The organism is Streptomyces sp. NPDC107500 (genome assembly GCF_055582785.1).
In genome coordinates this window covers 543,069-562,041 of sequence record NZ_JBVJPF010000007.1, presented here as the reverse complement: position 1 = coordinate 562,041, position 18,973 = coordinate 543,069, and the positions used below count along the sequence as shown (strand labels likewise).

Below are 18,973 nucleotides of genomic sequence, written 5' to 3'. Positions count from 1 at the left end.
GCAGCCCCCAGAGGAAAGGCCCGACCGGTGACAGACAGCCCCCTTCAGAACCGCACCGTCGTGGTGACGGGTGCCGCCCGCGGACTCGGCGCAGCCCTGGCCCGTGCCTTCGCCCGGCGCGGTGCCCGGGTCGCCCTGCTCGGCCGGGAGAAGTCCCGCCTGCAAGCCCTCGCGGCCGACCTGCCCACCCCGGTGCTCGCCGTCGAGGCCGACGTCACCGACCCCGCCGCACTGGCGGAGGCGGCCGGCGCGGTACGCCGGGGCCTGGGACCACCCTCGGTCGTGGTGGCCAACGCGGGCATCGCGGAGGGCGGACCGTTCGTCACCTCGGACCCGGCGCTGTGGCGACGCGTCGTCGACGTCAACCTGACCGGCAGCGCCCACACGGCCCGCGCCTTCCTGCCGGACCTGCTGCGCACCGCCGGCTACCACCTCCAGATCGCCTCGCTGGCCTCGCTCGGCGCCGCCCCCATGATGAGCGCCTACTGCGCCTCCAAGGCGGGCGTCGAGGCGTTCAACCACTCGCTGCGCGCCGAGGTGGCCCACCACGGCGTCGCCGTGGGCATCGCCTACCTCAACTGGATCGACACCGACATGATCCGCGACGCCGACCAGCACCCGGTCCTGCGCGAGCTGCGCGGGCACATGCCGCCGCCGGCCCGCCGCACCTTCCCGGCGGACGACGTCGCCGCCCGGCTGGTCCGCGCCGTGGAACGCCGCCGTACCGCCGTCTACGTCCCCGGCTGGCTGCGCCTGGCCCAACTGGGGCGCACCGTGCTGCCGCCCGTGGTCCTGCGGCTCTCGCGCCACGAGCTGCCCCGGCTGGAGGCCGACGGACCCCTGCGCGCCACCGGCCCGCTCGGCGCCGGCGGACTGGCCGACCGGGACGGGCCGGGGCCGGGTGCGTAGTCCACGGGGCCCGGACACCGGTTCCGCTGCTGAGAGGACGGCATGCAGACGTTTCTCCCCCTCCCCGGTTTCCGGGAGTCGGCGCTCACGCTGGACCGCCGCCGGCTGGGCAAGCAGCGGGTGGAGGCGCTCCAGGTGCTGCGCGGCCTGACCGTGCCCGGCTACGGCTGGCGTCGGCACCCGGCGGTGCGCATGTGGGCCGGCTACGAGGAGGCACTGGTGCGGTACGGCCTCGAGGTCTGCCGGGTCTGGCGCGACCGGGGCCACCAGGACAGCTGCGCCGCCTCGCTCGTCGCCGGCCTGGCCACCCGCCGCCCGCACGAACCCGTGCGGGACCAGGCCGCCCTGGCCCGCGCCGGGGAGTTGCCGCCGTGGCTCGGTGACGAGGCCTTCCACCGCAGCCACAGGTCGGCGCTGCTGCGCAAGGACCCCGAAGCCTACGGCGGGCTGTTTCCCGGTGTGCCGGACGACCTTCCCTATGTGTGGCCGGCCTCGGACCGGTCGGGGGAGGAGCCGGCGAGCGGCACGTAGCAGGCCGTGGGCGGCGTCAGGAGCTCCGCGCGCCGAGCCCCTTCAGGTCCACCGTCTCGCCGGCCGGCGGCTGTTCGGGGTCCACCGGCTCGCCGTAGTCGCTGAAGGTGACGCTGCCCGGGTTCTCGCCGCCCTCCGTGGTGGTCCTGAGGATGTACGGCTCGCCCTCCGTCGCCACGTACATCGCGAGCGTCTCGCCGCCGTCGCCCTCCTTGGTGAGCTTGAGCGCCTCCTCGCCGTTCACCTCGGAGGTCTCCCCGCGCTCCATGCCCTGGCGCTGGGACTTGTCCTGGTCCATCGCCGCGATGAAGCCCTGCTTGTCGCAGACCCCGGCGGTCGTGGCGTCGTTGCCCGGCATCCGCACCCACTTGTCCGACAGCTTGGGCACCATCTCCCGGGCCTCGTCGGGCTGTTGCCTCAGGGCGTTCCCCCAGTACTGCCGGTCGCCGCGCAGGTACAGGACCGAGCCAGTGTACCGGACCTCGGCCTCGGTGTCGCCGGCGCCGATGGTGCCCTGGCAGTTCTTCGCCCGGTCGACCGAGACGTCGATGGTGACCGTGGAGCCGTCCTCCTGGCGGGTGTCCCCCTTCACGTGCATGGACTTCGCCTCCCGGGTGGCCTCGACCGCCTTCGCCGCGACCGAGTCGGCGCTCTGCCCGTCGAAGGGCTCGCCCCCGTCACCGGAGCCGCCGCCGCACCCGGCCAGGAGTGCGACGGAGGCGCTCGCGGTCGCCACGGCGGTTGTCACATTGCGGGTGCGCACTGGCAGTTCCCTCCCGTGTCGGTTCGAAACCGTCAAGTCAGGGGCCCTAATGGCCTGTTGGTGCCGGACGTTCCGCATACCCCGATTACCGCGCCCCGCACCCGGTGCGGGAGCGGTGACGTCCGTGTGACCGCCACGGTCACCGATTGGTCCCCCATACCGCTGAGGAAGTGGACCCCGTGCGAGACCGGCCGGCTTCATAGCGTCGGTGCCATGAACGCCACCACCGCGCGCGGCTCCCTGCTCGCCGCCCTCGCCTGCGTCCTCGTCGGAGGATCCTTCACCGCCAACAGCCTCCTCGGCGACTACCCGTACGCCGGGGGCCAGTTCCTGCGCTACGGGCTGGCCTTCCTGCTGCTCGTCCCCCTCGCCGGGCCCGGCGCGACGGCCCGGCTGCGCGCCCTGGGCCCCGGCCCGTGGCTGCGCCTGGCCCTGCTGGCCGCCGTCGGCATGGTCGGCTTCAACCTGGCCGTCCTCGCTGCGGAACGCACCGCGGAACCGGCCGTCCCCGGCGTCTTCGTGGGCTGCGCGCCGGTCGTGGTCGCCGTCCTCGTGCCCCTCCTCGACGGGCGCAGGCCGCAACGGGTCGTGCTCTACGGGGCGTCGCTGGTGGCCGCGGGCGCCTTCACGGTCCAGGGCTGGGGGCGCACCGACGGCGCGGGCATCGCGTTCTCCGTGTGCGCGCTGCTGGGCGAGGTCGGCTTCGCGGTCCTGGCCGTGCCCGTCCTGCGGCCGCTTGGCCCGCGACTGCTGTCCACCACGGTGTGCGGCATCGCGGCGCTCCAGTCGGCGGTGGCGGGCGTCCTGGCCGACGGCGCCGGCTGGCTGCGGCCGCCGGACGCGGTGGAGACCGGCGCGCTGCTGTGGCAGGCGGCGGTGGTCACCGTCGTCGGCTTCGTCTGCTGGTACATGGGCATGCAGCGGATCGGGGCGGAGCGCGCCACCCTGTTCTCCGGCCTGATCCCGGTCGCCGCTGCCTGCACCGCGCCCCTGGTCGGCACCGGTTCCTACGGCGCCGCGCAGGCCGTGGGCAGCGCCCTGGTCTGCGCCGGGGTCGCCGTGGGATCGGGGGTGTCGCTCTCCTTCGCCCGCCGGGGCGGTGCCTCGTCCGCCCGCCCGGGGGAGGCCCGGACGGCGCGGCAGAGGTCCTTCGAATCCCGCTCGGCCGAGAAGCTGTAGCAGCCCTCGGCGCCGGAGAGGCCGCCCGCCCGCGGGCGGGCCCGGTGGCTCAGGGCTGTAGGGGCATGCTGCCGCAGTTGGAGCGCGCCGGCTCCCCGGAGAGCCGGTCGGTCAGCCAGGAGATGGCGCTGCCCTGGTCGGTGAGGAGCGGGGCGAAGTGGTTGAGCAGGCCGCTTCCGACGCCCGGCAGCAGGACGGGGGCGTAGGTGACCGTGGCGCCCTTGCGGCACCAGTCGACGGCGAGTTGACGGGACTGGCCGTGGGGGACCAGATCGTCGCTGACGCCGGTCGCCACGCGGACCGGGCTGCCGGGCTTCAGCGCGCCGATGCGCTGCTCGGCGAGGAAGTCCCGCAGTACGGGCTCGGCGCGGATGATGTCGCTGATGGACTGACCGGTCGTCGTCCAGTCCTCGCTGCTCGCGCCGCCGTACCCGAAGAGGGCGTCGCCGACGCACATGGTCGACAGGTCCTTGAGCGCCTCCCGGCCCTCCGCGTTGATGTACCGGTCGGCGACGGGACGCAGGGCGGGCTCCGTCTGGAGGAAGCCGTTGAGCGACCAGCCCAGCGCGCCCGCCAGGTCGCCGCCGTCGATCGCCTCGGTCACCTCGGTCAGGTCCGCGGGCGGCGCCCCCGCGTACGTGCCCGCGAGCGGCACGTCCGGGGCGTAGGCCGGCTGGAGTTCGGCCGCGGCAGCCGTGGCGCCGCCGCCCTGGCTGTACCCGAACAGGCCGACCCGGGAGCCGGCGGTGACCGTGGCCGAGTCGAGCGAGCGCGCGGCGCGCACGGCGTCCAGTACGGCGTGGGCTCCGTCGACACGGTTGACGTAGGTGTGCAGCCGGTCGGTGGTGCCCAGGCCGACGTAGTCGGTGACGACGACGGCGACGCCGCGCAGCAGCAGCCGGTAGACCGACAGGTTCTCGTATCCCACGGAGACCGTTCCGTCGCCGAGCCGCAGCGGGTTCTCCAGGGCCATGGAGGCGGCGCACTGGTCGCCCTGCCCCATGGTGCCGGGGGCGACGGCGACCAGGGGCCGCGGTCCGTCGCCGCGCCACTTCGCGGCGGGTTCGATGTAGGCGCCGGTGACGGCGACCGCCTCGCCGTTCGCGTCGGTGGACTTGTACATCAGGCGGGTCGCCCGCCCCGGGAGGGGACCCTCCAGACCGGGCAGGCTCAGGGCGAGCGGCAGGTGCTCACTGCGGATCAGCGTGCCGTCGGCGGCCGGGAGTTCGGCCGGCGGCGTGTAGAAGGCGGGTATCTCCACACCCCGGGACACCTCCGAGGCGGGTCCGGTGGCCGGGTCGCCGGCGGTGCCTGCCGCGGCGGCGGGCACCGCCTGGGCGCCGAGGGCGAGCGCGGCGGTGATCGCCGCGGCGAGCATGCGGGGACGTGCGGGCATGGCGAACCTCCTGGGGGAAGGGCCGGAACCGGTCGTCCGCGGTCCGTTGGGGGAGGACCGTGGCCGCACTGCTCCTGTGGGGTGACGGGACCGTACCCGGACAGGAGTTACCGGCGGTAGCACCATGCTTATTACGGTTCAGTAACTTGACGCTGCGTCTAACAAGCTGTGTCCGGCAAGGTGCCGGCCCGGCGGGATCCGTGCCCCCGCCGGACCGGCCGCCCGCTACCGGCGGCCGCGGACCAGCAGGTACAGGAAGTACGGCGTCCCGATCACGGCCGTCATGAGCCCCGCGCCGAGCTGAGCCGGGGCGATCACCGTGCGGCCGATCAGGTCGGCCGCGCAGACCAGGGCGGCGCCCAGGAGGATCGAGACCGGCACGACCCGGACGTGCCGCCGGCCCACCAGGGCCCGTGCCGCGTGCGGGGCGACCAGCCCGACGAACCCGATGGTGCCCGCACAGGCCACGGCGCTGGAGCTGAGTACGACGCTCACCACCAGGAACCCGAGCCGCCCCGGCGCCAGCCGCAGGCCCAGCAGCCGCGGCGTGTCCTCGTCCAGCGAGATCAGGTCCAGCTCGGTGCGCCGCGCGACCGCCACGCCGATGCCGACGGCCAGCGCCAGGGTGACCGGCACGACGTCCGGCATGGTCCGCCCGTAGGTCGAACCCGACAGCCAGGTCAGCGCCTTGTTCGCGTTGAACGGGTCGGTGAGCACGATCAGCAGGCTGATCATGGCCGCCGTCCCGGAGGCCACGCCGATGCCGACGAGGACCAGCCGGTTCTGCCGGTAGCCGCCCCGGGCGGCCAGCCCGAAGACGAGGACCGCGGTGACGGCGGACCCGGCGAACGCGGCGCCGGCGACGCCCCACGTCCCGGCGGCCGGCACGGTGGTCACCAGGATCACCGCGCCCAGCGCGCCACCGCCGGTGACACCGAGGACGTTCGGTTCCGCGAGCGGGTTGCGTGTCACGGCCTGCACGAGCGTGCCGGCCAGGGCGAGCGCCGCACCCGCGCCGAGCGCCGCGAGCACCCGGGGCACCCGGGTGTCCAGCACGAAGGAGACGGTCCGGCCGGCCCTGCCCTGCGCCCAGTTGACGACGTCACCGAGGAGCAGCTTGCTGTCGCCGATCAGTACCGAGGCGATGACCAGGCCCACCAGTACGGCCACCAGGACGGCGACCGTGGCCAGGAACACCGCCCGGCTCGGGATGCGCAGCCGGTCCGGGGCGCCGGCCCCGGCGGTGTCCCGCAGCCGCATCGCCATGACGACGAGGAACACGGCCCCGACCAGGCTGGTGACCACGCCCGTGGGCACGCCCACCGCGCGGTTCGCCGACACCAGGGTGCGCAGCAGCACGTCCGAACCGAGCACCAGGGCCGCGCCGGTGAGCCCGGCCGCCGGCATCGACGTGCGGGAGCGGGCGAAGCCGCGGAAGCGGCGGGCCAGCGGGCGGACCAGGGCGGGTGCGCACAGGCCGACGAAGCCGATCGGACCGGCGAGCGTGACGGCCGCCGCGGACAGCATCGCCGCCAGCACGACGACCGTGACCCGGGTCGCCCGGACCGGCACGCCGACCCCGCGCGCGGCGTCGTCGCCGAGCGCCAGCGCGTCCACCCGACGGGCCGTCAGCATCAGGCCCGCCAGCCCGGCCAGCGCGATCGGCAGCATCTGGAGGACGCCGTCGAAGCCGTTCTGGGAGATGCTGCCCTGGTTCCAGGCGTAGAGGCCCTCGGTCTGCTCCGGGAAGAGCAGGAGCAGTCCCTCCGTCATGGAGTTCAGGCCCAGCATGAGCGCGGTACCGGCCAGCACCAGACGGACGGTGCCGGTGCCGAGGCCGGACAGTCCGAGCACCACGGCCGCCGCCGCCAGCCCGCCCGCGAAGGCGACGCCGGAGGAGGCGATCATCGGCAGCGAGACGCCGGTGGCGCCGGCCACCCCGAGGGCCAGGTACGCGCCCGCGTTCACGGCCAGGGTGTCGGGGGAGGCCAGCACGTTGCGGCTGACCGACTGGAGCACGGCGCCGGCCATCCCGAGGACGACGCCGACCAGCAGGCCGGCGGCCATCCGGGGCAGCCGCGAGGCGACGACGACCGACGCGTCGTCCGGGTCGGCCCGTCCGGTGAGGGCCTTGAAGACCTCGGACGGTCCGACGGCGGCGGTGCCCTGCGTGATGTCGACGACGGCGAGGACGGCGACCAGCAGGACGATCCCGGCCGTCACCGCGGCCGCGCCCGACCGGTACGTGGGGACCGTCGACGGACGGGTCGCGGGTTCGGTTGCGGTGACGGCCATGGCCTCGCTACTTCGTCAGCGCGCCGACGACGGCGTCGATGTACGCCTCCATCGACCCGGGACCACCGAACATCCAGATGCCGTCGTCCAGCCGGTGCACGTCGCCGGACTTCACGAACGGCAGGGACTTCCACACCGAGTTCTTGGCCAGCTCACCGGTGAACGGGGTGGCCGTCGGGTCGTCGTCGTTGCCGATGTAGGCGAACTGGGTGTCCCCCGGCAGCTTGGTCAGGCCCTCGACGTCGGTGGTGCCGAGACCGTAGGCGGGGTCGCCCTTCACCGTCCAGGCGTTCTTCAGACCGATCGCCTCGTTGACCTCACCGATGAGGGAGGTCGCGGTGTAGGGACGGATCGAGACCTGGTTGGAGGCGACGTAGCCGTCCGCGAAGGCGTAGTCCTTGCCGGCGATCCCGGCGTCGGCCAGGGCCTTCTTGCCCTCGGCGACCTTGGCCTCGAAGCCGGTGCGCAGCGTCTTCGCCTCGGCCGTCTTTCCGGTGGCCTTGGCGATGAGGTCGATGTTCTCCAGCATCTGGTCGATCTGGCCGGTGCCGTCGGCAGAGGTGACCTCGATGACCGGGGCGACCTCGCGCAGCTGCTTCACGGCGGCCGGGGTGAGGTCCGTGGTGGCCACGATGAGGTCGGGGGCGAGGGAGGCGACGGTGTCCATGCTCGGCTCGCCGCGGGTGCCGATGTCCTTGGGCTCGTTCTTCAGCGGCACGGCGCTGTCCCAGGTCTTGTAGCCCTTGACGTCCGCGACGCCGACCGGGTCCACGCCCAGGGAGACCAGGCTCTCGACGACGTTCCACTCGGTGGCGACGACCTTGGTGGCCGGGCCGTCGAGCTTCACCTCGGTGCCCTTGCCGTCCTTGAGCGTGATGGCCTCGGAGGCCTTCTTCTCGGACTTGTCGGCGGCCGGTTCGGTGGTGCCGCAGGCGGCGAGGGTGAGCGCCGCGGCGGTGGTGGCGGCCGCGGTGAGCAGGAGGCGTCTCATGAGGTGGTGCCGAGCCTTTCGGTTCGTATGTGGTGGCGGCCGATCGGGCGGGTGCGCAGCCGGCCGGTGAGGGGGTCGGTGTCGACGTCGATCCGGATGCCGTAGACGGCACTCAGCCGTTCCGGCGTCAGTACGTCCTCGGGCGGGCCGTCGGCGACGATCCGGCCCGCTTCGAGGAGCGTGATCCGGTCGGCGACTGCCGCCGCCTGGTCGAGGTCGTGCAGCACGACGCCGACGGCGATCCCGTGGACGTCGGCCAGATCGCGGATCAGGTCGAGGAGTTCGACCTGGTAGCGGAGGTCGAGATAGGTGGTGGGTTCGTCCAGGAGCAGCACGCCGGTCTCCTGGGCCAGGCAGCTCGCGAGCCACACCCGCTGCAACTGGCCGCCGGAGAGGTGGTCGGCGCCGCGGTCGGCGAAGCCGTCGACGCCGGTGAGCGCGAGCGCCCGGTCGACCGCGGCCGGACCGTCCGGATCGGGCCGCCCCCAGCGGCCCCGGTACGGATAGCGGCCGAACTCGACGACGTCCCGCACGGTCAGCCCGCCCGGTGTCGGACGGCCCTGTGTCAGCAGGGCGACGTACCGCGAGAACTCACGGGGCGTCAGCGCCAGGGCGTCGGTGTCGTCGTCGATGCCGATCGCCCCGCTGCGGGCCCGCTGAAGGCGGGCGACGGTACGCAGCAGCGTCGACTTCCCGCTGCCGTTCGGGCCCACCAGAACGGTCACTTCGCCGGGCCGGAGGGTGACCTCCGCGTCGTGCACGACATCGACGCCGTCGTACGCGACGGTCACACCCGTCGCCGACAGCCGATGACCGCGCAGGCGCAGGGTGCCGGCCGTGTCTTCACCAGATCTCACGTGGCGAAGGTTAGCCTAACCTAATAATTGCTGGTAGAGGCGGGGCTCACACCGGTCGCCCCGGCTCCGGGCCCGCCCTGCGCCCCGGGTCGGAAGGCGCGCTCAACTCCCCTTCGGGGAGGGGGATTTCCACAGTCCCGCCCGATTCAGTGACGCCGGGCAGTGCAGATAGATCTCGTCGATCTCCAGGATCAGGGCGAGATCCGGACGCCTGCCGTCGCGGGCCATCGCGTCGAAGAAGGGCGCGTCGGTGAGGATGCGGGCCCGGCCGTTGATCCGCAGTACCTGCTTGCCGCCGGGGATCAGATAGAGCAGGCCGGCGTGCGGATTGCCGAGGATGTTGTGGAAGCTGTCCCCCCGGCGGTTGCCCGGCCGGTCCGGCAGGGCGATGGTGCCGGTGTCCAGGACCCGGGTGAAGCCCGGCGCGTCACCGCGCGGCGACACGTCGCAGTTGCCCAGTGGGTCGGAGGTGGCCAGCAGGCAGAACGGGGAGCGGGCCAGGATGTCCACGTCGTCGTCCGTGAGCCGCTCGTGCACCTTGTCGATGACGACGGGCCAGGGCTCGCCCAGCAGCTCGCGCAGCTCGGCGGGCGAGTCCAGTTCGACCCAGCCGTCCTCCTTGGCGCTGTCCGTCCGGTCTCCGGTCGCGTCGATCGTGTGTGGCAAGGCCGGCTCCCCGGGTGCGTGCTGACCGGAGGCGGGTGCTTCCGGCTGGGTGGTTGCACATAGAACATTATCTGATGTTAGGTTCCCCTTACCTAACGGCCGGAAGTGACCACTCCGGTGAGTTCGGGCTCCCCCTGCCCTCCCGAGGAACTCCGCAGATGCCCCCAGCCCCACCTGCCCGAACGCGCCGCGTACCCCGGCGCGCGGCCCTCACCGTGGGACTCTGCGGGCTGGCCGTGCTGCTGTTCGCGGTCACCGCCCTCAGTCTCGCGGTCGGTTCGGGCGACGTGTCCGCGCACGACCTCGTGCACGGCCTCCTCGATCCGGACCGCTCCGTGCGCGGCCAACTCGTCGTCCGGGAGGTGCGGATACCCCGCACCCTGGCCGGCCTGCTGGCCGGTGTCGCCCTGGGCCTGGCCGGCACCGTGATGCAGGGGGTCACCCGCAACCCGCTCGCCGACCCCGGCCTGCTCGGCATCAACGCGGGCGCGGCGGTCGCCGTCGTCTTCGCCATGAGCGTGCTGTCCCTCACCGAGCCCGGGCAGTACATCTGGTTCGGGTTCCTCGGCGCCTGCCTGGCGGCGGTCCTCGTCTACGGCGTCGCGAGCTTCGGACGCGAGGGCGCCACGCCCGTCAAGCTCGCCCTCGCCGGAGCCGCCGCCACCGCGCTGCTGGTCTCCGTCACCGACACCATCCTGCTCACCGACAGCCGGACCTACGACCAGTTCCGGTTCTGGCAGGTGGGCGCCCTCGACGGCCGCGAGACCGACGTCCTCCTCCAGGCGCTGCCCTTCGTCGTCGCCGGCGCCGTCCTCGCCCTCGGCCTCGGCCCCCGGCTCAACGGGCTGGCCCTCGGCGACGACGTCGCCCGCGCTCTCGGCCAGCGCGTCGCCGTCGCCCGGCTCGCCGGGGCCGCGAGCACCGTGCTGCTGTGCGGGGCGGCCACCGCCGTGGCCGGCCCCATCGCCTTCGTCGGCCTCGCCGTTCCGCACGCGGTCCGCGTGATCACCGGACCCGACCACCGCTGGATCCTGCCCTACAGCGCCCTGCTCGCGCCCGCCCTGCTCCTGGTCGCCGACGTCGTCGGACGGGTCGTGGCCCCGCCCGGCGAGGTCCAGGTCGGCGTCGTCACCGCCGCCATCGGCTGTGTGCCGTTCATCCTCCTGGTCCGCCGGCGTGGGAAGGCCGCACTGTGAAGACGCCCACCGCGAAGACGCCCACCGCCGAGGCCGCCACCCGCGTCGAGCGGCTCCGGCACGCCCGCCGCACCCGCTTCGCCCTGGTCTGCGCGGCCCTGCTCCTGGCGGCGCTCGCCGCACTGCTGCTGTCCCTCACCGTCGGCGACATCGACGTACCGCTCGCCGACGTGTGGGCCGTCCTCACCGGGGTCGGCGACCCGGGCAGCCGCTTCGTCGTGCACGAACTGCGGCTGCCCCGCGCACTGCTGGCCCTGACCGTCGGCCTCTGCTTCGGGCTCTCCGGCGCCGTCTTCCAGGCGCTGCTGCGCAACCCCCTCGCCAGCCCCGACATCATCGGCGTCAGCGCCGGCGCGAGCGCCGCCGCCGTGCTCACGTCCCTGGCGTTCGGCCTCAGCGGCCTCGCTCTGTCCGGCGGCGCCCTGGCCGGTGCGCTCCTCGCCGGCACCGTCATCTACCTGCTGGCCTGGCGCGGCGGCGTCAGCGGCGGACGGTTCGTGCTCATCGGCATCGGCGTCGCCGCCGGACTGGTCAGCCTGCGCTCCTACCTGATGACGCGGGCGGAGGTCACCGAGGCGCAGAACGCGTTCGTCTGGCTGGCCGGCAGCCTCAACGGCCGCTCCTGGGACCACCTGTGGCCGCTGCTGGGCTGCGCCGCGCCGCTCGTCCCCCTCACCCTGGCCGCGTCCCGGAGCCTGACCGCGCTGCAACTCGGCGACGAGGCGGCCGGCGGGCTGGGCGCCCGGGTGGAGCGGGGCCGCCTCGCCCTGCTGGCCTGCGCCACCGCACTGGTGGGCGTGGCGACGGCGGCCGCGGGCCCCATCGGCTTCGTCGCCTTCGTCAGCCCGCCGATCGCCCGCCGCCTGCTGCCCGGCCAGGGCGCCGCCCTGGTCCCGTCCGCCCTGACCGGCGCGGCGCTGGTCTGCGCGGCCGACTTCACCGCCCAGCACCTGCTGCCCGGCACCCAGTTGCCGGTGGGCGTGGTGACCAGCGTGGTCGGTGCCCCCTACCTGCTGTGGCTGCTCGCCCGCGCGGGCCGGGCCGGACGGGGCGGCTGATGACCGCGCCCGCACACGAGACGACGGCGACAGCGGCCACCGCGGCGACAACGAGCCACGGCGGCGACACCAGCGACAGTGCAGTGACAGCGAGGAGAGCACGGTGACGGCCCAGCACGCCCTTCAGACCCGCGGCCTCGGGCTCGGCTACGGAGAGCGCGAGATCATCTCGGGTCTCGACGTCGACCTGCCGCCCGGCCGCCTCACCGTCGTCGTCGGCCCCAACGCCTGCGGCAAGTCCACGCTGCTGCGCGCCATGGCACGGCTGCTGACCCCGACCGCCGGCACCGTGCTCCTGGACGGCCGGGACATCCACGCCACCTCGACCAAGCAGGTCGCCGCCGCCCTCGGCATGCTGCCGCAGACCCCGGTCGCGCCCGACGCCATCACCGTCGCCGACCTCGTCGGCCGGGGCCGCTACCCGCACCAGGGCTGGTTCCGCCGCTGGACCGCCGCCGACAGCGAGGGGGTCGCCGCGGCGATGCTCGCCACCGACGTGCTCGACCTGGCGGACCGCTCCGTGGACGAACTCTCCGGCGGGCAGCGCCAGCGCGTCTGGATCGCCATGGCCCTCGCCCAGGAGACCGACATCCTCCTGCTCGACGAGCCCACCACCTACCTCGACATCAGCCATCAGCTGGACGTCCTCGACCTCCTCACCGACCTCAACCGGGACCGCGGCGTCACCCTCGCCGTCGTCCTGCACGACCTGAACCTCGCCTGCCGTTACGCCGATCACCTGATCGCCATGAAGGACGGCCGCGTCGTGGCCGAGGGCACCCCCTCGGACATCGTCACCGAGTCCCTGGTCCGGGACGTGTTCGGACTGCGCTCGACGGTGATCCCGGACCCCGCGTCCGGCACCCCGATGATCGTCCCCCTCGGCCGGCACCACGTCACCTCCCCGAACCCCTGAAGCCCGCGCACGCCCCGCACCCCTTGAAGCCCCCACCGACGGAAAGAGCCCCCATGTCCGCGCACCGCCCTCCCGCCCGCACCGGCCGCCGCACCCGGCGTCCGTGGGCCGCCGTCCTCGCCGCGCTCCTGCTCGGCGCCCTCACCGCCTGCGGCTCCGGTTCCTCCGCCGGGGACTCCGGCGACTCCGGCTCCGCCGCCGGGTCGTCCGGCGCCTTTCCGGCGAAGGTGAAGACCAAGTTCGGCGAGGTCACCGTCGAGTCCAAGCCGCGGCGCGTGGTCGCCCTCGGCTGGGGCGACGCCGAGACCGCCCTCGCCCTCGGCGTCCAGCCGGTCGGACAGAGCGACTGGCTGGCCTTCGGCGGCGATGGCGTCGGCCCCTGGGCGAAGGGGCTCTACGACGAGAGCCCGCAGAAGATCGGCACCCTGGAGCCCGAGTACGAGAAGATCGCCGCGCTGAAGCCGGACCTGATCCTCGACGTCAAGTCCAGCGGCGACCAGACCCGTTACGACACCCTCAGCAAGATCGCCCCGACCGTCGGGGTGCCCGAGGGCGGCGACCAGTACAAGATCGCCTGGCAGCGGCAGACCACCATGATCTCCACCGCCCTCGGCGTCGCCGGCAAGGGCGAGAAGCTGATCGCCGACACCCAGCGGAAGTTCACCGCCGCCGCCGAGGCGCACCCCGAGTTCAAGGACCGGACCGTCACCGTCGGCTCCCGCACCTCCGCCGGCTGGGGCGCGTACGTGAAGGGCACCGACCGGGTCAACTTCGTCCAGCAGCTCGGCTTCCGCAACAATCCGAAGGTCGACGCCGAGGCCGGCGCCGGGTTCTCCGTCCAGGTCTCCGAGGAGAACCTCCAGATGCTGGACGCCGACCTGGTCGTCATGTCGCCCATCGGCATCGACGCGAAGAAGATCTCCACCGACCCCCTCTTCAGGACGCTCCCCGCGGTCGAGCAGGGCCACTCCGTCGTCTTCGACGACCAGAACATCAGCACGGCCTTCGCCACCAACTCCGTGCTGTCCGTCGGTTACGCCATCGAGAAGGTGGTGCCCCTGTTCGCCGACGCGGTGAAGTGACGCGCGCGGGCGGTCAGAAGGCGTACCGCACGCGCAGCCACGGTGCGTGGGCATCGATCAGCGCGCGCAGCCGGGCGACCGCGCCGGCCTTGACCCCGGCGCGGTAGCGCACATTGAGCGCGCCGTTCTCGGAGCGCTTGGCCTCCTGCAGCTCCGGCCGCCACAGCACCTCCTCGGCGCGCGGATGCCACCCCAGGTTGACCCCGTGCAGCTCGCGGTTGTGCGTCAGCATGATCACCTCGGCGGCGGCCTGCCGCCTGACCCGCTCCGGCAGGACGTCGTCGAGGTGGCGCAGCAGCTCCGCCCAGGCCTCCTCCCAGCCCGGCCGCACCACCACGGGGGAGAGGTTGAAGTGCACCTCGTACCCGGCGTCCAGGAAGTCGGCCGCCGCGGCGATCCGTTCGGCGACCGGCGAGGTGCGCACGTCCAGCAGCCGTGAGTCGTCCGGCGGCATCAGGGAGAACCGGATCCGGGTGCGGCCGCGCGGGTCGAGGGCGAGCAGGTCGGGGTTGACGAACTTGGTGGCGAAGGACGCCTTTGCCGTCGGCCACTGCCGGAACGCGTGCACCAGGTCCGCGGTGTTGTCGCAGATCAGGGCGTCCACCGAGCAGTCGCCGTTCTCGCCCACGTCGTACACCCACGCCTCGGCGTCGCACTGGTTCGGCTCGGGCTTCGGCCCCTGCCGGGCGATGTGCCGGCCGAGGTGGCTGATGATCCCGTCGATGTTGGTGAAGACGGTGACGGGGTTGGCGTACCCCTTGCGCCGGGGCACGTAGCAGTAGGCGCAGGCCATGGCGCAGCCGTTGGAGGCGCCGGGCGCGATCCAGTCCGCGGAGCGGCCGTTGGGGCGGGTGGCCAGGGTCTTGCGCTCACCCAGGACGAGGGTCTCGCCCTTGATCCGCACCCAGCGGTCGACGTTGCCCTCGTTGCCGTGCAGACCCGGGATGCGCCAGTGGGAGTCCACCTCCACCACGCGCGCCTCGGGGAACCGGGCGAGCACCTGCCGGCCGCGCGGGGAGGCGGCCGCCGCCGGCTCGGCGTGGATCTCCCGGACCGGCAGCAGACGGCGGGCGGCGGCGGAGTCACGGAAGCGCGGCCCGGAGGGCTCGGCGGCCGGCCCGCCCGGCGTCAGGGCGTCCAGCCCGAACAGGGCGCCGGAGCCGTCGTCCGATGCGGCGGACGGATCGTGCATGCGTGCTCCGGGGCGAGAGTGAGGGGACGGGCCGGCCCCACTGTACGAAGCACGGGAAACCTCCGCCGTGTCACGTCCCCCGTCCGGGGCATACGCGTGACACGGCGCCGGTCCGGTGCCACCGATCCGAAGGGATTACACCGTGCTCGCCATCATCGCGGCGGTTCTGTTCCTCATCGCCTGGCTGATCAACGCGGCGGAGGTGTCGACCAACGACGTCTTCACCTCCACCAACGTCATGCTCGTCGGACTCGCCCTGCTCGCCCTGCACGTCGCCGGGATCGGCAGCGGCTGGGCGGCACGCGGGCGTCGCCGCTGAGCCGTGCGCGCCTCCCCGTCAGGGGATGCGCGCCACGGCCGCGTAGATGCCGCTGTCCTCCGGCGCCGGCGGCTCCTGGCCCTCGCCGTACCACTCGGTGGCAGTGACCAGGCCCGGCCCGACCAGTTCCAGCCCGTCGAAGAAGCGGGTCACCTCCGCCCGGGTGCGGAAGCCGAGGCGGATGCCGCCCTTGGCGTACTGGGCGATCACCTGCTCCGACAGCTCGGGGAAGAGGTCGATCGAGGCGTGCGAGAGGACCAGGTGGCTGCCGGAGGGCAGGGTCTCGACCAGCCCGCGGACTATCCCGTGGGCGTCCTGGTCGTCCGTGATGAAGTGCATCAGGGCGATCAGCGACAGGGCGATCGGCCGGTCGAAGTCGAGGACCTCGCGGGCGTGCCGCACGATCTGCTCCGGCTCGCGGACATCGGCCTGGATGTAGTCCGTGGCCCCTTCCGGGCTGCTGACCAGCAGGGCCTCCGCGTGCCGCAGCACGATCGGGTCGTTGTCGGCGTAGACGACCCTGGCCGCCGGGACCGTCCGCTGCACGATCTGGTGCAGGTTGGGCTCGGTCGGGATGCCCGTGCCGATGTCCAGGAACTGGTCGACGCCCTGCGCGGCGAGGTGGGCCGCCGCGCGGTTCATGAACGCGCGGTTCTGCCGCGCGGCGTCCCGCGCCTCGGGCGGGAGGGTCTCGCCCACCGCCTCGTCGACGGGGTAGTTGTCCTTGCCGCCCAGCAGCCAGTCGTAGACCCGCGCGGGGTGGGCCCGGCCGGTGTCGATGTGGGGAGGCTGGGAATGGTCCGTCGTCATGGCAGGCTCCGTGGTTCGGGAGGTGACGCTCCGCCGTAAATTTCGATCATCGTACTGCCCCCCCGCCCCGCGCCATGTCCGGGGCGCGCGGCGGAAGTTGTCGATCAGACCGGGCCCAGGGTGCGGGGCGGGGAGTAGGTCCACTCCCGGTCCGCGTCGGTGATCGCGCGCAGCACGCGGGCCGGGGTCCCGGCGACGACGGTCATCGCCGGAACGTGCGCCGTCACGACGCTGCCCGCGCCGACCACCGAGCCGCGGCCGACGGTGACCCCCGGCATGACCAGCGCGCCGGCCCCGATCCACACGTCGTCCTCGACGGTCACCGGCGCCGAGAACTGCGTGCCGTCCCGCCGCAGCCCGGGGTGGACGGGGTGCCCGGTGGTGCTGATGGTGACGTGCGGCGCGAACATCACCCGGTCCCCGACGAAGACCTCGACGTCGTCGACGAGGGTGAGGCCGAAGTTGGCGTACACGTCGTCACCCAGGTGCACGCGGTTGCCGTAGGACACGTGCAGCAAAGGCTCGATCCACACGCCGGTGCCCACGGCCGCGAACATCTCCTTCAGGATCGCCCGGCGGCCCTCCTCGTCCCGCGCCCGGGTCCGGTTGTAGGCGTGCGCCAGTTCCTTGCCGCGCAGCCGCTCCTCCGCCAGCCCCTCCAGCCCCGGGGCGCCGTCGGAGTACAGCTCCCGGGCCGCCATCCTGCGGCGCACCTCGCGCTCGCGGGGGTCGATGGTCATGCCGTCTCCTTCGGTCTCTCGGGGGAGGAGGGGGGAGGGGGTTCAGCCGGTGGACGTGTCCGTCAGCGTCCAGCGCTGGTTGGCACCGGAGTTGGGCGGCCACGTCGTGACGGCCGCGCCCTCGTGCGTCGCCTGACCGCCTACTTCGAGCAGGCGCCCGGTGGCGGCGTTGACCAGCGTCCAGGTGCCGTCGCCGGTGGTGGAGGCGAGCCACTCGGCGGCCCTGCCGGGCCGCCCGGTGTCGGGCTCGGCCACCGGGACGTCGCCGCGCACCGCCAGCCGCGTGCCGTGCCCGGGGTCGGTGAAGACGTAGCGGTCGCGGGCGCCGCCGCCGTGACGGACCGCGCTCAGCCGCCAGTTCGTCCCACCGCCCAGGACCAGCCCGGTGCCGTCGTCCCCGACGGTGACGGCCCGCCCGCTCTGCACACCGGTGAGGGTGTAGCCGTGGCCCCGGCGCAGCGGGGCGGCGTCCTTCGCCACGCCGGAGACGCCCTTGATCTCGAAGGAGGTGACGGACTGCGCGGGCACGGTGAAGGCGGCCGTGCGGTCCTTCACCCGGATCGGGGCCTTGCGTTCGAGTCGGCCGCCGGCGTCGGTGACCACCGGGGTGACGGTGGCGCGGCGGCTCACCTCCCCGAACTTCGACAGGTCGAGGGTGACGGCGCGGGCCTCGGTGGTGCGGTTGACGTGGACGAGCGAGGCGCTCTCGCCGTCACGGCCGACGGCGGCGGCGCTGGAGGTGTCGTCCGTGCCGATCAGCCGGTCGCCGGGCTTGATGAAGTGGGTGAAGTTGCGGGCCGTGTCGAACTTGGTGTTGGTCCGGATCGGGCAGGTCTCAAGGGTGTCCTCGGCGGTGCAGCCGAACGGGAGCTGGATACTGCCCCAGTTGCCGCCCTTCGCCGACTCGCCGCCGGGCTTCATGTTGTCGTAGTCCTCGACGGGCTGCCAGAACACCCAGGCGCGGGGCTCCAGTTCACGCAGGTCGTCGACGATCTGCTGGGCGAGACCGAGACCGGGCCGCATGTCCTCGAAGTCCTGGCCGTCGCCCCAGTCGCCGCCCACCTCGCTCATCCACAGCGGCTTGCCGGCCGCCTTGGCGAGGTCGCGCACGGTGGTGCGCTGCCCGGTGCCGTAGGTGTGGACGTTCATCTGCCCGACCAGGTCGCGGTCGGCCGCGGAGTAGGCGTCCCAGTTCCGGGCGAAGATGCCGGGGTTGGTCTCGTCCATCGCGGAGATGTCCGCGCCGACCCTGGCCTGCTTCAGCGCGGGGGCGAGGGCCCGGAGGACCTCGGTCTGAAGCTCGGGTCCCATGTGGGCGCCCTCCTGCCGGCCACCGACGGGTTCGCCGTCCGCGCCCAGCCGGGTTCCCCAGTAGGGGGTGTTGGGCTCGTTGAACGGGTCCACCGTGTCGACCCGGATGCCCTCGGCCCGCTCCAGCCGCCGCGTCGCCCCGGCCACGTAGGCCGCGAAGTCGTCGACCGCGTCGGCCCTGAGCTGGTCGGCGGAGGGGTCGAAGCCGCCGGAGACGTAGCCGCTGACGGTCATGAACCAGGGCGGCGAGTTGCTGAACGTCTCCCAGTGGTCGATGTCGTCCTTGATGCGTTCGACCCACCAGCGCTGGGTGGCGTCGGCGTCCTCGTTCCAGTCGGCCGGGTCGTCGGCGCTCCACCAGCCGGTGTCCTCGCGGGTGGTGCCGGCGGGCGCCTTCCACCAGCCCTCGACCGCGCCGCCGGCCCGCAGGTAGTCCCGCACGTCCGGGGCGTTGCCGCCGCCGATGTTGTAGCGGGCGATGTTCAGCCCGAGGCCGTCGTCGTCGAAGAGGAGCCGGGCCAGCTTCTCGCGGATCTCCGGCGGGTAGTCGCCGGTCGCGTTGGCGAACCAGACCAGGCTGGTGCCCCAGCCCTCGAACCTCTCCTGCCGGTACGACGGGTCGGGCCGCACGGTCACGGAGGCGGCGGGCGCGGCCGGTTCCGCCTGGGCGGGAACGCCCATCAGGGCGGCCCCCGTGGCCAGGGCGGTCAGGACGGCGGTCCCGATGAGGCGTCTGTTGCGGGTACGGCGTGCCATCTGTGC

18 protein-coding genes are annotated in these 18,973 nt (G+C 73.5%); 8 read left to right on the top strand and 10 right to left on the bottom strand.

The window, feature by feature from the left end; translation table 11 throughout:
- The first annotated feature begins 27 nt into the window (after positions 1–27).
- Both ACZ67M_RS29040 and ACZ67M_RS29035 read left to right on the top strand, forming a co-directional pair.
- Entirely contained in the window at positions 28–909 is an 882-nt protein-coding gene (locus ACZ67M_RS29040) for an SDR family oxidoreductase (protein ID WP_361362553.1), read from the top strand.
- A 42-nt stretch (positions 910–951) separates the two neighbouring features.
- The gene (locus tag ACZ67M_RS29035; RefSeq protein WP_469853527.1) at positions 952–1,440 is read left to right on the top strand and encodes an MSMEG_6728 family protein; all 489 of its coding nucleotides are present in this window, start codon (positions 952–954) and stop codon (positions 1,438–1,440) included.
- A gap of 16 nt (positions 1,441–1,456) precedes the next feature.
- Here the strand turns inward: ACZ67M_RS29035 and ACZ67M_RS29030 are convergent, their stop codons facing one another.
- Positions 1,457–2,176, bottom strand: coding sequence for a hypothetical protein (locus ACZ67M_RS29030; RefSeq protein ID WP_469853525.1), 720 nt, complete (start codon positions 2,174–2,176; stop codon positions 1,457–1,459).
- Between the two features lie 240 nt (positions 2,177–2,416).
- On the opposite strand from ACZ67M_RS29030, the gene ACZ67M_RS29025 reads away from it, so the two are divergent.
- Positions 2,417–3,382, top strand: coding sequence for a DMT family transporter (locus ACZ67M_RS29025; RefSeq protein WP_469853523.1), 966 nt, complete (start codon positions 2,417–2,419; stop codon positions 3,380–3,382).
- A gap of 49 nt (positions 3,383–3,431) precedes the next feature.
- Here ACZ67M_RS29025 and ACZ67M_RS29020 read toward each other — a convergent pair whose 3' ends face one another.
- From ACZ67M_RS29020 to ACZ67M_RS29000, 5 genes are all read right to left on the bottom strand, one after another.
- Positions 3,432–4,778, bottom strand: a complete 1,347-nt coding sequence (locus ACZ67M_RS29020) for a lipase family protein (RefSeq protein ID WP_469853522.1) — start codon at positions 4,776–4,778, stop codon at positions 3,432–3,434.
- A 225-nt stretch (positions 4,779–5,003) separates the two neighbouring features.
- Entirely contained in the window at positions 5,004–7,073 is a 2,070-nt protein-coding gene (locus ACZ67M_RS29015; protein ID WP_469853520.1) for an iron ABC transporter permease, read from the bottom strand.
- A 7-nt stretch (positions 7,074–7,080) separates the two neighbouring features.
- Entirely contained in the window at positions 7,081–8,064 is a 984-nt protein-coding gene (locus ACZ67M_RS29010) for an iron-siderophore ABC transporter substrate-binding protein (RefSeq protein ID WP_392014750.1), read from the bottom strand.
- Positions 8,061–8,921: an ABC transporter ATP-binding protein gene (locus ACZ67M_RS29005; protein WP_392014748.1), complete on the bottom strand. Its 861-nt coding sequence runs from the start codon at positions 8,919–8,921 to the stop codon at positions 8,061–8,063. Before ACZ67M_RS29005 ends, ACZ67M_RS29010 begins: the two co-directional genes overlap by 4 nt.
- 102 nt (positions 8,922–9,023) lie before the next feature.
- On the bottom strand, positions 9,024–9,587 hold the full coding sequence (locus ACZ67M_RS29000; protein ID WP_469853519.1) for an MSMEG_1061 family FMN-dependent PPOX-type flavoprotein: 564 nt from the start codon (positions 9,585–9,587) through the stop codon (positions 9,024–9,026).
- A gap of 158 nt (positions 9,588–9,745) precedes the next feature.
- On the opposite strand from ACZ67M_RS29000, the gene ACZ67M_RS28995 reads away from it, so the two are divergent.
- The 4 genes from ACZ67M_RS28995 to ACZ67M_RS28980 all read left to right on the top strand — a co-directional run bounded on the left by ACZ67M_RS28995 (position 9,746) and on the right by ACZ67M_RS28980 (position 13,839).
- Positions 9,746–10,783: a FecCD family ABC transporter permease gene (locus ACZ67M_RS28995; protein WP_361362578.1), complete on the top strand. Its 1,038-nt coding sequence runs from the start codon at positions 9,746–9,748 to the stop codon at positions 10,781–10,783.
- Positions 10,780–11,841 (top strand): FecCD family ABC transporter permease, encoded by a 1,062-nt coding sequence (locus ACZ67M_RS28990; protein ID WP_392014745.1) that lies wholly within the window; start codon positions 10,780–10,782, stop codon positions 11,839–11,841. The genes ACZ67M_RS28995 and ACZ67M_RS28990 overlap by 4 nt, the downstream gene beginning before the upstream one ends.
- Positions 11,842–11,944: 103 nt before the next feature.
- Positions 11,945–12,757 (top strand): ABC transporter ATP-binding protein, encoded by an 813-nt coding sequence (locus tag ACZ67M_RS28985; protein WP_361362584.1) that lies wholly within the window; start codon positions 11,945–11,947, stop codon positions 12,755–12,757.
- A gap of 53 nt (positions 12,758–12,810) precedes the next feature.
- Positions 12,811–13,839 (top strand): iron-siderophore ABC transporter substrate-binding protein, encoded by a 1,029-nt coding sequence (locus ACZ67M_RS28980; RefSeq protein ID WP_469853517.1) that lies wholly within the window; start codon positions 12,811–12,813, stop codon positions 13,837–13,839.
- Positions 13,840–13,852: 13 nt separating this feature from the next.
- Here ACZ67M_RS28980 and ACZ67M_RS28975 read toward each other — a convergent pair whose 3' ends face one another.
- Positions 13,853–15,031: a spore photoproduct lyase family protein gene (locus ACZ67M_RS28975; protein WP_469853515.1), complete on the bottom strand. Its 1,179-nt coding sequence runs from the start codon at positions 15,029–15,031 to the stop codon at positions 13,853–13,855.
- Positions 15,032–15,173: 142 nt separating this feature from the next.
- On the opposite strand from ACZ67M_RS28975, the gene ACZ67M_RS28970 reads away from it, so the two are divergent.
- Positions 15,174–15,350: a hypothetical protein gene (locus ACZ67M_RS28970; protein ID WP_174532189.1), complete on the top strand. Its 177-nt coding sequence runs from the start codon at positions 15,174–15,176 to the stop codon at positions 15,348–15,350.
- An 18-nt stretch (positions 15,351–15,368) separates the two neighbouring features.
- Here ACZ67M_RS28970 and ACZ67M_RS28965 read toward each other — a convergent pair whose 3' ends face one another.
- The 3 genes from ACZ67M_RS28965 to ACZ67M_RS28955 all read right to left on the bottom strand — a co-directional run bounded on the left by ACZ67M_RS28965 (position 15,369) and on the right by ACZ67M_RS28955 (position 18,967).
- Entirely contained in the window at positions 15,369–16,160 is a 792-nt protein-coding gene (locus ACZ67M_RS28965; RefSeq protein WP_385799787.1) for an SAM-dependent methyltransferase, read from the bottom strand.
- A 104-nt stretch (positions 16,161–16,264) separates the two neighbouring features.
- Positions 16,265–16,900: a sugar O-acetyltransferase gene (locus ACZ67M_RS28960; protein ID WP_469853513.1), complete on the bottom strand. Its 636-nt coding sequence runs from the start codon at positions 16,898–16,900 to the stop codon at positions 16,265–16,267.
- 42 nt (positions 16,901–16,942) lie between these two features.
- Positions 16,943–18,967 carry a glycoside hydrolase gene (locus ACZ67M_RS28955; protein WP_451856103.1) on the bottom strand — a complete coding sequence of 675 codons (2,025 nt, stop codon included), beginning with the start codon at positions 18,965–18,967 and terminating at the stop codon, positions 16,943–16,945.
- Between the last annotated feature and the right edge of the window lie 6 nt (positions 18,968–18,973).